Raw genomic sequence first — 12637 nt, 5'->3', positions numbered from 1 at the left:
GAGGCCGTTCCCCCGCCGGTGCCGCTCACGCGCTGCGCAGAGCGCGGACGGCGATGGCTCCCACCTGGTGCGGAATCTCGGCGACGTCGGTGACCTGCACGGGGATCGCACCTGCGGGAACGATCGTGGTCAGATTCCGTGTCCTGGACTTGAGGTCCAGCCACAGGACGTGCACGCCGCTGCGAACGAACCGGTCGATGATCGTCTGGGCGCTCTCCATCTCGCCGGGGAGCACGAAGTGGCCGTCGCTGACCACGAACACCAGCCGGGCACCTGTTCCGCTGGTGAGCCGGAGGCCTCCGTCGAGTGCCCGCATCGCGTCGGTGAACCGCTCGTGGCCGTCGTCGGCCACGAACTCCTGGACCACGGTCGGCGGCACGCCCGGCTTGGTGATGGCGGTGACCCACTCCCCGAACGCCACGGTGGCCGAGTCGCCTCCGACGTCGTCGACGGCGTGGGCTACCAGCCAGGCTGTACTGGCCAGCGCCGAAGTCGCCCAGGACATGGACCCGGAGATGTCCACGGCGATCCCGACCGTCAAAGGAGGTTCCGGAGTTTCGCGACGAACGACCTGACGAAACGGCCGAGCGGTGACCGGCATCTTCCGCGCGCGCTGGGCCGCGCCGAGCATCGCCTCCCGCCCGGACAGGCGACCAGGAGGGACCGCGGATGCGATCACAGTCCGGCTTCGTTCCCGGAATTTGGCCCGGCGCAACGCCCGGCCGGTGCGCCGGGCGAGATCGCGCTCCGCGGGCGTCGGTGGCCGGGTCCTGGCGCGCGGATCACGCCCGCCGGTGACGGTGTAGCCGTGAAAGACCTCGTCAGCGGCCCGCTCGGCGGCCGCGAGTTCCCTGCTGTCCTCGCCGGACCCGGAGGGCGCGTCATGGTCCGCGTCGTCGTCGAGCTCGGCGGTCGCCTGTGAGACGCCCCGCTCCCCCGATGTGTCCATCGCGTCCCGGAACGCTCGGGCCAGGGCCTCGGCGGCGGTGCCCGCGATGCCTGGCGTCGGCGTTCCGCGATCGTCGCCGGAACCCTCCGCCTCGTCGTCGCCTCCCTGCGCCGGGGCGGCGGGATGACCCTCGTGCAGGCCCGTGGCGCACGTGGGCGCGGGTGCGTCAGCCGGGTCCTCGACGCCCACGACCTCGACCCACTGGGCCGCGACGTCGAGGAGACCGGCGACATCACCATCGTCGAGGTCGAGGGCGTCGCGCCAGAGGGCACGCAACCGGTTGAAGTCTTTGCGTCCCAGCGCGTTCCGGCACAAGGTGACGACCTTGCGCACGTCGTTCTCGTCCAGGACCCCTGCGTCGACCCGCCCCGCGGTCAGCAGGGCCGCCTGCGCGGCCTGCCACCGGCCCGCCGCCTCGGTGTGGGACTCCGCGTCCGGAAGGACGAGCAGCCGGCTGGCTGCGCGCAGGTAAAGCTGGTCGCGGGGACGGCGTTGCAGCTGCCGTCGCTCGATGCGCGGGTCTTCCAGTAGTACCGCCGCGCGGGCGACCACGACCGGGATATCGCCGTCGAAGCCGTGCTCCCAGCGCGTGGAGTGGGCATGGGCGGCTTCGTGGCACAACAGCCCCATGATCACCGGATGCCGTCGACGTCCGTCGGGAGTCAGCGGGTTGATCTGCCAGGGTTCGGCGCCGGCCAGCGCGACCGGGCCGTTGAGGCTGACCTCGGCCTTGTCGAAGGTGAACCACGCAGGCGGGGTCGCCGGACCGGCGTCCCACTCAACTGAGACGATCAGGTCGTCTCGGTCGGCCAGCAGGTTCACGCCCTTGTTCAGCCGCACCACGAGCACATCGCGGGCTTCGGCCAGCGCGAGATCGGAGGTTGTCATGCGGCGAACCTCCGGCCCAGGCGCAGGTCGCGGACCTTGGCGCCGAACTTTCTCGTCAGCGCGCCACGAACTTCGTCGCGGTCGTCCTGGGGAGTCTTGGCGACCAGGTTCGCAAGCGCGAATTCCTGGCCTCGGCGGCGCTCGGTGCGAGCGTAGGACAGCAGGGTCCGCATCTGGGGAGACCAGCTGAGCTCCCCCTTGCGGCGCCGAGTGTCGAGGTTTTTGGCGATCTCGACGATCTCCCGGGACACACCGAGCTCGACACACAGCTCCCAGTCGGTCATGACCTCGATGTGGTGCTCGAAACGATCCCTGAGCGCATCCGACATCCGCGCACCGGGCACATCGGGGTTGTACGCGGCCATGACGAACCAGCCTTTGCCCACGGGGAGCGGATCGAGGTCGGGGTTCATCGGGATCCGCAGGACATTCCGGCCGTCCATCAGCGGATACAGCACACTCAGCACGCGTGGGTCGATGAGGGCGATCTCGTCCACCAGCAACGGGACATCGAAGAGCACGGAGCGATGCAGAGGCCCTGGCCGCCACGTCCACGCATCGGTACGCGAGTCCTGGACGAACGTGCCGACGAAGTCGCTCTCGGTGGTGTCGGCAGTGCCGACGATGGACTCCATCCCCTCGTGCGTGGGCGTGGCGTCCTGGGCGAACGCCGCCTCGCACAACGCGGTCTTGCCAGTTCCCGGCGGGCCGAAGAACAGGACGTGTTCGCGGTACTTGCGCGCATCCCGCAGGAGCGCGATGTCTTCGAACTCCCGCGCGACCGCGCGCGGCTGGTAGACCTTCCCGTTCGGTCGCCGCTGCGGTCCGAAAGACCGCATGCGCGCGGCCAAGGCGGCCGTCGACGGCGCGGCCGGGACACTCCTGCTGCTTCCATCGTCATCAAGGAACACCTCTGAGGCGGTGGACCTGGAAGAACCCCTGTAGCCCTTGCGCAGCTTGGCGACCATGTCGTCGCCGACTCCGTAGCCGCTCACAGCGACGCCCCCACAGCGGCGGTGCCCTGTTCGTCGGCCGCGCGTCGGAAGCGCGCGACGATGGTCTCGCGAATCTCCACCGGAATCCCGTTGACCCGATGTGAGCCGTAGCCGAGATCGGCCAGTAGGGCAGCATGCGGCCGGTCGACTGTGAATTCCGTGAAGTCCCGCGTGATCCGATATCCCTTCTCGGACTTCGCGTTCGTCAGAATCCGGGCCTTTTCCTGCGCGGTCTTGGCAGCGTCGCCCACACCGGCGAAGCAGTGCGCGATGAACTGCCCTGTCGTGTTCTTCGGGCCGTAGTTGATAAGCGTGACGGTGCCGATCACCAAGACCCTGTAGAACTTGTCGCTGCCGTCCTGTGTGGAGTGCAGCTCCCATCCGTGGGCGATCATGGCTGGAGCGGGCGCCATGTCCACCGTGCATCACCTTCTTCCGCGTCGTGCGCCCGCCGGGGGCGGCGGGGCGCACGCGCGCGCCACCAGCACCGGCAGCGGAGCGCACGCCGCGCGTAGTTCCGCGGCTTGCGCTCCGCCGGTGCTGGTGGAAAGTGCGGCAGCCCCAGCCGAGGCCGGTGGGCTCGACGCGTGGACTGCCTACGCTGACCCGGCCCAGTTCGTAGAGCGCGTCTGCGGCCATGGCCAGGGTCCCGCCGGCGAAGTTTCGTTCAGCGAGCACCTGACCGGACAGGGCACACTGCCGAAATGACTGTGTCCCGCTTCTCCCGCAACCACGGCGCCCGGCCCGGATACGCGCTGCATGACGCCATCGACCTGGTCGGCTGGGACGACCGAAGCATCTGGGGTTGGGATGACCGCATCGGCAGCTTCTACGCACAGCTCTGGCGCAACGGATCCACTTCGGACGCACCCGACATCTGGCTCAGCGGCGCCAGCAGGCCCTACCCGTGGCCTGGAAGTGTCGCCCTGGACATCGTGCAGCACACCCGCGCAGCACCACTCGCCGTTGTCCAAGCGCTGGGCATCGCCGATCCCGCCCCACGACTACGGGACACAACCGAGATCACACAGCAGATCGCCGAGCTGAAACCTCTCAACGACAACGACGGCTACATCGGCGGCCAGCTCTACGCGCTCGCCTGGACCCAGGGCATCGAGCCACTCTCCCCCAGCACACGGGGGAAGGGCGACCACAGCAGGCCGGCCCCGGACCGTGTCGACGCCGAGCATCACCTCATCACCGGCCGCGTCTACCTCGCGGGTGATGCGGAACGTACACAGGCTTTCTACAGCGGCGCCGACGCGGCACTCTGGTGGGCCTTGGGCCGCTGAAGGCATCCTGGAACCCGCTCTGGCGGGGACTTGTGGTCACAGGTCCATCAGAGTGTCCTCGCCGCAGATGCGCTGCCACTGTTGCTCGAACGACGGCCGGGCCTTCGGCGCGATCCCCGCGGTTGTCGCGACGAGGAAGTGCTCGGCTCGTGGATATACATCGGGCAGGTCCTGGCGCAGCCAGAGCCGTTCGTCGTCGTCGGCGTAGCCGCGTCCCGCCAGCCAGGTACGTGCTTCCAGCTCGGTGCCGGTGTGCAAGGTCCGGACCGAGCGCCAGGATGTTCCTTTGCGCGTGGGGTCGGGCAGGCCGCTTTCCTTGTCGCGTGCGGCGAAGTGCAGCCGCCGGACCTCGTAGACCGACCACGGCTGCTGGGCGAGGCGGGCGTGGAAGAGGTCGACGGCGAGAGTGTTCCCGTCGGCGACCAGTCGTTCCAGCAAGCTGTGCGTTCCGAACAATTTTGACCTGGGATTCAAAGCAATTGCGGGCGCTTCTAGAAGCAGAGCGGTCGCGGCTTCATCAGGACTCTCCCGCATCCGTGAAAGTGTCGATTTCAGTGAACGGCCGCCTGCGTACGGACAAAATACGCACGCCGATTTCTGAAATATCACTCCGAACTCGGCTAACAGCCGGGCCGCGCACGCATCCCTTGTCCAGCCCCAGCGAATCAGTGGATGCGACGGGCTACGGGTCGCGTTCGCGTAGACCAGATCACGCCTCGCCCGGGTCAATTCCTCGACGCTGTACCCGATAACATGCTCGTAAGGACGGTCACCAAGATTCGCCGAAATCCAGGTATCGAGGGGCCACCCCTTGAATTTCAGCGAACAGCGCCGATGCGACAGTTGCGGCACCGTCCCCGACAGTTTCGATTCCTCGGCGAGTGTCCACGGGCCGCGGCGATGCAGTCGCTGCGGGCGTGTGGTGTCGTCGAGAACAACGATGCCGTCAGATTCCCGCGGGCCGCCTCTCGCGAGCTGAACAGTTCGTACGCCGCGGTCAGCGAGAAGCGGCAGCAAGAACTGCTCGGCGTCGGTGTATGTCTGCGCCCATTCCGATCCGACGACGGCGTGCAGCACGATCATGGTGGACGGATCGATGCCGTGACGGTCTGGATCGGACAGAACCTCGACGAGATAGGCGGAGCTTTCGACGCCAAGACCCCAGCTCACAACATGGAGCGGGCGGGCGTCGCCGGTGATGCCGCGGTGGGGTAGCTCCAGCGGGAGCGCAGGCTCGCTCACCGGCCTGTCCCGGTCGGGGTGGCCGGTTTCGCGTCCGCGAGGGCAGTGAGCGTGGCGACGTGCTCGTCGTAGAGCTCCAGCTTGCGGGTGCGGGTGATGCCGGAGGATCCCGGGCGTATGAGGTGGTCTTTCGCCCAGGCGCAGTCCGCGGCGCGTTCACGGAGCGCCCCGGCCAGGTCCAGGGTTCCGCCGACGGGGGGCGGTTCATGGGGGTCGGGGACGTAGCGCCACCGCGCCTGCCGGCGCCAGCCATCGACATCGGAGCCGGCCGGTTTCTGGCGAGCTCCGGTGCAGATCCAGGTGTGCCGCTCGTCGTGGCTGGCTTGGGACCACTGATGGTCGTGCAGGATTTCCAGGACCTGGAGGGCGAACCCGTGCAGATGCCGGGGCAGTGTCCAGTTCTCGAGGTAGCCGCGGCTGTCCCTGCGCTGCAGGTTGACCCAGTTCCCGAACGCCTGACCACGTTGGTAGAGGTAGTCGACGTAGGCCTCGGTCAGCGTTTCGGAACTGGAGTGGCGGGTGAACTCGCCGACCGCCGCGGGGAAGTGCGCCGTTGATCCGGTCGCCGCTTTCGAGATCCACGGCAAGGGATGGTCGGTCGCGGCCTGGATGCTCCAGCGGATGTCCTCGTCCGGCCGCCGTTGCAGTTGCTCGACGGCGAGCCAGTTCTGCAGCTGCGCCCGTCCACCTGGAGTGTCGATCACCCAGAGCGTGGCTTCTCCGTCCGGCGAGTCGCCGGTTCCGAAGTCAGGGTCACCGAAGCGGGCGGTCAAGGCGCGGTAGCTGGCGCGTAGGGCGCCGCGAGAGGTCAGGCCGTGCGCCGGTGTTCTGCACGGTGTGGCCTGGATGTTGAGATCGTCGTGGATGACAGCCATGTCTGGCTCCGCTCTGCGAACCGGGTAGACCCCCGGCGGTCTCGCCCCTGGTCGGGGCGCCCGTCGCGGGACCGGCCCGGTTCAGCGCAGGACAGACCGGCGCGCTCACCCGACCGGCGTGATCCGGCCCGTCGCCGGCGAAAGCCGTGTCCGTTCGGCGGCCGGATCACCCGTGTCGGGTCGGGCGCAGCCGGTTCGGCCGCAGCCACCGGGCCGGTCAGGCTCGGGTCGCCGGGACCGGGGGCACATCCGTCGTGCGGAGCTTCCCGGCGCCGGGGGTCGACGCCGAGCCCGGGTGGTCATCGGGTGAATGGCGACAGCGCGTCCAGTCCGGGGATCGCAGTGGTGGCCAGATTGCGCAGCGTCTGTTCGTGTTCGTCGAACAGTTCGACGTCGAGCCTGGGGTTGCGTTCGATCAGCAGGGGACGGTGGACGCGGCAGTCGTCGGCGAGGCGCAGCAGCATTCCGGCCAGGTCCGGGTCACCCCCGTGCGGATACCGGACGGTCTTGATCGGTGAATACAGCCAGCGGCATTTTTCGCGCCAGTGCTCGAGCTCGGACGCGGAGCCGCCGGGGACCGGTCGGCCCATCGACGCCCAGGCCCGGCGCTGGGCGTCGGTCGCCTGCGACCACTGGTGGTGGTGCAAGACGGTCAGGAGCGCGTTCGCCGCGGTGTGCAGCTGCGCCGGCCGGTGGCGCCACATCGGGTAACGAGGGTCGATCCAGTCCTGGCGGTCGCCCCACGCGGCCGCAGCGTCGGCACGCAGGAACAGGTAATCGATGTAGGCGGACGTGAAGGTCGCCAATGTGTACTCGGAGAAGTGCCGTTGCGCGCCGGCCACGAAATTGACAGTCGAACCCGTCACGGCTTTGAAGGCCCAGGGCAGAACTGCGTCGTGGGCGCCGAGGATCAGCCAGCACGACGAGCTGCCGCCACACGCGAGGGTGGTCCGGAGCTGCCGCGCGGCGAGGTGTACTCGTCCGGCCGGAGAGTCCAGCGTCCACGCGCCTGGTTCGGCACGACCGGCGAGGGAACGCGCGGGTTCGCCGAACAGAGCGCGCAGATGGGTGCCGCGGGCGTGGATGTGTCCTTGGACCATGAGCCCGTAGGCGGGCGTCGTGCAGGGCTCGTGGTCGATGGTCAGGTCGGGATGGATGCGGGCCATGGCGGGTGCTTCCTCATCGTCGGCCAGGCCACCGGGCCGGTGGCGGCGGGCGCCCCGGGGATCGAGGGCGCCCACCGCCGAGCCGCCGGGTGACCGCGCAGCCACACCCTGGCGCTCGCCCGGCCGGGGTGGGATCGCGCGTCAGCGCGACCGAGCGCAGCGAGGCCCTGTCTCACCCGGACGGCGCGGGCAGCGGGGTCGTGCGCGCAGCGGTCACCCGGCGGCTACGGTCGCTGCCCTCGACCTCGCTGCCCGCGCATGGTCGTGCCACCTGAGCCCTCAGGCCGCTGGGTCTCGCAAGGGCATGAGCAGGTGCCGGAACGCCGTGGGGTCCAGGAGTTCGTGCGGGGTGTCGGTGAGCACCAGTGGCCGCTCCGTGTTTCCCGTCGGGTGCAGGGTGAGCATCTCCTCACCGAACGACTGCAGGGCGTCGACGAGGTACTCCGGGTTGAACAGGAACTCCGCCGGTTCGCTGATGCCGGTGACGATGGCGACGCGGCCCGGCGCGCTGACCTGGTCACCGCGATCACCCAGCACCGGTGTGATCCGTACTGCCAGCGGGTCGAGCAGAACAGCGACTCGCCCCGGGATCTCCTTCTTCGCCGTGAGCACGGCCGCCGCTCGCTGTGTTTCGCGCAGCATCCATACCCGGTCGATGACCGCTGTGCCCCGCGATTCGGTGGGGAGAACGTGCTGATAGTCGATGTACCCGGGGCTGGTCGACGTGGTGATCAGGGTCGTGTCGCCGCAGCTGAATGACACGATCGGAGGGTGCCGGTGCCCGGAATCAGAGGCAGCAGTGCTGGCGTGCCAGCCGACCTTGATCCGGTCGGCGGTCAGGCGCTTGAGGAACTTCGCGAGCAGGTCTCCCTGCACGACGGCGCCGCCACGTGTCGTGTCGGTGAGCACGGTGATGGCGGGAACGCGGGTCGTCGCCAGCCGGAAGCGATCGGTGCCGGCCAGGTTGATCGCACCGTCGAGCACCTCCAGATGCAGCCCGGACAGCATGGGCAGCGCGGTGTCATTCCGGACGGCGCGCAGCACCCGCATGGCCTGGGACGCGAAGAGGTCGCGATCCAGCTGAGCCACGGTCGCGAGCTCATGCGGCACCGGCGGGAACCCGTCCATCGGCACCGCGGTCAGCGGGACCGCGTACCCCGGCCAGCTCCAGGACCGGCCTGTCCGGGTCGGTCGCGTCGATGGTGACCCGCATGCCGGCGAGATCCTTCTTCCGGTGCCCTTTCACCAGCGCAGTGAGCAGCTTGGTCAGCTCGGCGCGGTCGAGCAGGACGCGGCCGTGCATTGTGTCGGCATCGGGGACGCGAACCTGGATCGCGGTGTCCCCGTTGGCGCCGGTGACGATCAGATGATCGCCGCGGCCTTCGAGCAACACACCGCCCCAGCCAGACCACGACCGATCGATCGGCACCAGCCCGGTCGTCACGAGTGCGTCGGCAAGCGCGGCGCGGTCTGTCGACAGGCTCAGAGGCTCAGCCGGACCTGGCGTGATGACGGGCGCCGCCTCCGCGGAGTACGCGGTCATGAGATGTCCTTCCCCTGCACGCCACCGGATCTGGCGTTGGTGGCGATCTGATGCCGTCGGGATCGAGGGCGCCGTCACTCAGGGCGGATCGCGACGGGCCACGTGAGCGGCAAGGATCAGCGCGCTCGGCCCGTCGCGATCCGCCATCGTCGGCGGCGCCTCGATTCGGACGGCGCGTGACGGGCGCGGTGGCTCAGCCGGCCGCGTCCGCCACGCACCACCGGGGTCTACCCGACGCGCAGGACCAGGCCCTGCAGGAGCGTGTGCACGCGAGCGGCATTGGTGTCGGCGGCGAGGATCCTCTCGACGACCAGTTCAGGGGCCGACCGCCAGTCCCCGGTGGCAGGGTCGACGCCGACCACCACCACCGGGCCGAACAGCGGCAGGAAAGCCGGTCCGCTGCCGAACATGTCACGGGCGAGTTCGACGTCCGCGGGGCTGGCCGGGTGGGTGCCGTCGATGACCGTTTTCCACACGCCGGCGCGGAACGCGGCGGCCCGCACGTTGTCAAAACGGTCAGGGTCGTCGGTGTAGTGCCCGTCATCATTGAAGAGGAAGTCCACTGTGGACAAGCAGGTGGCTGCGTCGATCGGGCTTCCCAGATGGGCGGCCAACGCGGCAAGCACGGTCCCGTCCTCGGAGCGTTTCAGCGAGATCCTGCGCACCGGGTCGGTGAGGTCGCAGGGAATCAACAGGGCGTGGACAGCATCGTTCTCCTGCTCGGAACTGGCTGTCCACCGCATGCCGTCGGCGATCAGACTGTCCGATGCGGGCATCGTGCTGTCGCCGTGATCGTGGGGCCGGTCGCGTGCGGCGGTGTTGGTCGTGTCGAGGCTCGGCTCGTGGTCGAACCGTGTCGTCGGGTGGTGCTGGGTCATCAGGCGCGCTCCTTCGGCTGGGCGTCAGGGACACGACGTCATGAGCAGACCGCGCGGTGGTCCGGAGGACGGCGGAGGTTCTGCCCGGAGGCCCGATCCGGTGCCCAGGCGAGAAGCTGCGCTCACCTGGGGCCTACGGGCGGGTTCATCGCCGCACCGCCGCCGCGCGGTGTGCTCGGCTGACTTGGCCCGGCGCCTGCCGCTGGAGCCGACGTCGATGCCTGTGGCCACGAGACGTGCGAGCGCGGTAGGCTGTGCACGCGGAGACCTTCCCGGGGTAGCACTCGGGGTTGTGGGGTTATGCAATGCCGGACACGTTTTTGGCTCCTCGTTGCTAGCGAGGGACCTTCGGGTCGGACGTGGCCGGCCAGCCCACCCCGGGAGACCGGGGTGGGCTTCTTTCGTTCCGATCGGCGTCAGGCGGCGGGTTCCTCCTCGTCGGCGAGTTCCCGCGCCGCGAGTTCCTCCGCCTCGTCCGGATCCGTGGCCACAACGAAGATCGAGTGCCGCTGAAACTTGCCGCTGCCGTAGCTGTTGTCCACAACAGGCACCTCGCCCCTCAGGACTGCGGCGACCAAGAACGGGCCGCCGTCGTACTCACTCAAACCCACAACGGTGTAGGGATGCTCGTCCACGCCTCCTCGTGTCACCGTCGTCGGGGTATCCGAGCCGTCGCCGACGTCGGCGATCGGGCGAGTCCCCCGGAGGTCAGGGTGCCCGGTCGAGCCGACATCGCGGCCGAGGGGGATGAGGGTGCGGCCGAGGGCCAGGAGCGCCGTGCCGACCGCACGGCAGGTGCGCAGGGGTGACCGACGATGCCGGAGTCGATCGTTGGTGCTCGACGCCCGTCGCGGGCCGGGATCGTTCGCGTACATGGTGACTCGCTTTCCGGTAGATGGAACGGCGCACGGTGGGCGCCTGAGATGAACTGGCCAACTGCTAGGGCGGGCCCGATGTGCAGTGGGGTTCGTGCAGCAGCACGCGGGAGCCCTCGTCCTCGCCTGGGTAGGACGTGGCCCGGCAGACTTGGCACCTCTCGACTTCCCAGATCCAGCTATCGCCGATGACGTAGCGGCCGGACGGGGTCGGGGTGATTCGTTGGAGGCCGTACTTCTCCCACTCGGTGTCGAACAGCAGAAGGTCGTCCCCATCCCAGACCGCGGCCGCGACACTGTCCGGGTCCTCGGCGTGGAGCCGGTTGATCCAGTCCACGACACGCTCGGCGGCGTCGCGTCCGAAGTGCGGCACGGCCCACCCGTTCCACCGGTGTGGGGACACCCACGCCGGGAAGACCTCGTCGCGATCGTCGGCGTACAGGCAGATCAAGACGAACCCATTGTCGTGATCCGCCTCGTCGTCCCCCGTGGGTTTCGCTCGGCGTTGTCCATTGAGGACCGACTCGCTCCGGACCGGAGTGGTGGCGCGGTGGTGTTCCGGGGGCGTCGTTGCCAGAGGGTGCACGACGAGACGGAGCTCGGTCGCGATCTGTTCAGCCTGGCCGGTGATCTCGTCGCGAGTAGTTCGGTAGCTGACTCCTGTGGCTACGTCGTCGAACAGGCTCATCAGGACTCTTTCCTTCCAAAGTGTGCGACAGCACCCGTACTGCACAACGCCCCCGGAAGGGCGATGCGCAGGACGGCGACGCCGTCAGGTGGTCTGTCCACGTGTGATCACCGGCTCAGCTCTTTAAGCGCGGCTTTGATGAAGTCCAGGTGGACGAAGTCGGACGTCGGGCCGTAGTGAGCGAGGAGCTGGGCCCGTATCGCGGACGGGCTCGCGTCGATCGCTCGCTGGGCGTCGATGCGCTCGACGGCGTGAGTGACGTAGCTAAGCGGGTGCCCAGCTTTGACCAAGCGGGCGATTTTCTGTGCGACGACAGCGGCTTTCTCCATGAAGGTCTCTCCCGGTCCTGCGCTCGGCACACCGAGAGCAGGTGCTCATCGGCGGCCCCGCGTGCGGGGCAGCGCCTGAGGGACCGGGCCCGCACACGGCCCCGCCGCCTCGCGCTCGGCGGTCCGGGGTGGGATCGCGCGTCAGCGCGACCGAGCGCAGCGAGGCTCGTCTCACCCGGACGGCGCGGGCATGCGAGGTTGCGGGGACGACGCGGGCGCCGGTCATCCTGAGCGCGCCCCTGATCGCTGCGGGGCCGTCATGGGCACGGCGACTGAACCAACTCCGGGACAGGGGCAACGGGTCCGCAGGCTGACGTGCGACAGGAGACGGCTCCCGCGCTAGCTGGAGGAGTTCGGCTCAGTGCTGCTGTCCTACCGGCGATGAACCGGATGTTCACGCCCGTCGACCCACACGCTCCAGGAGTCCGAGTCCGTCGGCGGGGTTAAGACCCATCCCCCGGCGGCGATGAACCCTTCCACCGTCGCGCGGACCACCCCTGGCCCGTACGCCTCGATCACCCGGTCCTCGTCTGCGCTGTCGAGGATCTCCGCGCACTTGGTGGTGTAGTCGATACGAACCCGGAACCTGCCCCGACCGGTGTCGTCTCTCCTGCTCCCGGTGCTCCGCTGGTGAGTTGCCATCTGTTCTCCCCGTAAGCCGGTGGCTCCGTTGTGGACAGACGGGCCTGAGCGGACCGGGCCGGTTCCGCGCAGCGTGACCGCGGGCACCCTCGCGTCGCGAAGTGTCCGGGAGTGCGCGGAACCGGCCCGGTCTGCTGGTCTGGCGTCGTCCACAACGGACGCCACTGGCGCCGGGGTCAACACAGCGCACGGGCGGTGCTGGCGAGCGCTACATCGCCTGTACGAGGTCGCCCGTCGGGCCAAGCGGGGTCTGGCACTGCGCGGCCACAACCGCC

At 69.0% G+C, this 12637-nt stretch carries 13 protein-coding genes; 1 reads left to right on the top strand and 12 read right to left on the bottom strand.

Features of this window, described 5'->3' with window-relative positions:
- Positions 1–25 precede the first annotated feature (25 nt).
- The 3 genes from ACLJQ7_RS01315 to ACLJQ7_RS01305 are packed head-to-tail and all read right to left on the bottom strand — an operon-like array spanning position 26 to position 3245.
- A complete protein-coding gene (locus ACLJQ7_RS01315; protein ID WP_410646239.1) occupies positions 26–1837 on the bottom strand; it encodes a hypothetical protein in 1812 nt (603 codons plus the stop codon).
- Positions 1834–2832, bottom strand: a complete 999-nt coding sequence (locus ACLJQ7_RS01310; RefSeq protein ID WP_410646238.1) for an AAA family ATPase — start codon at positions 2830–2832, stop codon at positions 1834–1836. Before ACLJQ7_RS01310 ends, ACLJQ7_RS01315 begins: the two co-directional genes overlap by 4 nt.
- On the bottom strand, positions 2829–3245 hold the full coding sequence (locus ACLJQ7_RS01305; RefSeq protein WP_410646988.1) for a WGR domain-containing protein: 417 nt from the start codon (positions 3243–3245) through the stop codon (positions 2829–2831). The genes ACLJQ7_RS01310 and ACLJQ7_RS01305 overlap by 4 nt, the downstream gene beginning before the upstream one ends.
- Before the next feature lie 291 nt (positions 3246–3536).
- Between ACLJQ7_RS01305 and ACLJQ7_RS01300 the strand changes: the two genes are divergently transcribed.
- Positions 3537–4124, top strand: a complete 588-nt coding sequence (locus ACLJQ7_RS01300; RefSeq protein ID WP_410646236.1) for a hypothetical protein — start codon at positions 3537–3539, stop codon at positions 4122–4124.
- Positions 4125–4160: 36 nt separating this feature from the next.
- Here the strand turns inward: ACLJQ7_RS01300 and ACLJQ7_RS01295 are convergent, their stop codons facing one another.
- The 9 genes from ACLJQ7_RS01295 to ACLJQ7_RS01255 all read right to left on the bottom strand — a co-directional run bounded on the left by ACLJQ7_RS01295 (position 4161) and on the right by ACLJQ7_RS01255 (position 11720).
- The gene (locus ACLJQ7_RS01295) at positions 4161–5366 is read right to left on the bottom strand and encodes a hypothetical protein (RefSeq protein ID WP_410646235.1); all 1206 of its coding nucleotides are present in this window, start codon (positions 5364–5366) and stop codon (positions 4161–4163) included.
- A complete protein-coding gene (locus ACLJQ7_RS01290; protein WP_410646234.1) occupies positions 5363–6241 on the bottom strand; it encodes a hypothetical protein in 879 nt (292 codons plus the stop codon). Before ACLJQ7_RS01290 ends, ACLJQ7_RS01295 begins: the two co-directional genes overlap by 4 nt.
- Before the next feature lie 299 nt (positions 6242–6540).
- The gene (locus tag ACLJQ7_RS01285) at positions 6541–7407 is read right to left on the bottom strand and encodes a hypothetical protein (protein WP_410646233.1); all 867 of its coding nucleotides are present in this window, start codon (positions 7405–7407) and stop codon (positions 6541–6543) included.
- A gap of 279 nt (positions 7408–7686) precedes the next feature.
- Positions 7687–8535: a DNA polymerase III subunit beta gene (locus ACLJQ7_RS01280; RefSeq protein ID WP_410646232.1), complete on the bottom strand. Its 849-nt coding sequence runs from the start codon at positions 8533–8535 to the stop codon at positions 7687–7689.
- Entirely contained in the window at positions 8507–8950 is a 444-nt protein-coding gene (locus ACLJQ7_RS01275; RefSeq protein WP_410646231.1) for a hypothetical protein, read from the bottom strand. The genes ACLJQ7_RS01280 and ACLJQ7_RS01275 overlap by 29 nt, the downstream gene beginning before the upstream one ends.
- 227 nt (positions 8951–9177) lie before the next feature.
- Positions 9178–9828: a hypothetical protein gene (locus ACLJQ7_RS01270; RefSeq protein ID WP_410646230.1), complete on the bottom strand. Its 651-nt coding sequence runs from the start codon at positions 9826–9828 to the stop codon at positions 9178–9180.
- A gap of 416 nt (positions 9829–10244) precedes the next feature.
- On the bottom strand, positions 10245–10703 hold the full coding sequence (locus ACLJQ7_RS01265) for a hypothetical protein (protein ID WP_410646229.1): 459 nt from the start codon (positions 10701–10703) through the stop codon (positions 10245–10247).
- Between the two features lie 64 nt (positions 10704–10767).
- On the bottom strand, positions 10768–11391 hold the full coding sequence (locus tag ACLJQ7_RS01260; protein WP_410646228.1) for a hypothetical protein: 624 nt from the start codon (positions 11389–11391) through the stop codon (positions 10768–10770).
- A gap of 107 nt (positions 11392–11498) precedes the next feature.
- Positions 11499–11720, bottom strand: coding sequence for a hypothetical protein (locus ACLJQ7_RS01255; RefSeq protein WP_410646227.1), 222 nt, complete (start codon positions 11718–11720; stop codon positions 11499–11501).
- Positions 11721–12637 lie beyond the last annotated feature (917 nt).

It is taken from the genome of Amycolatopsis sp. cmx-4-54, assembly GCF_046548895.1.
GTDB lineage: Bacteria > Actinomycetota > Actinomycetes > Mycobacteriales > Pseudonocardiaceae > Amycolatopsis.
This window is presented reverse-complemented; position numbering and strand designations above follow the sequence as displayed.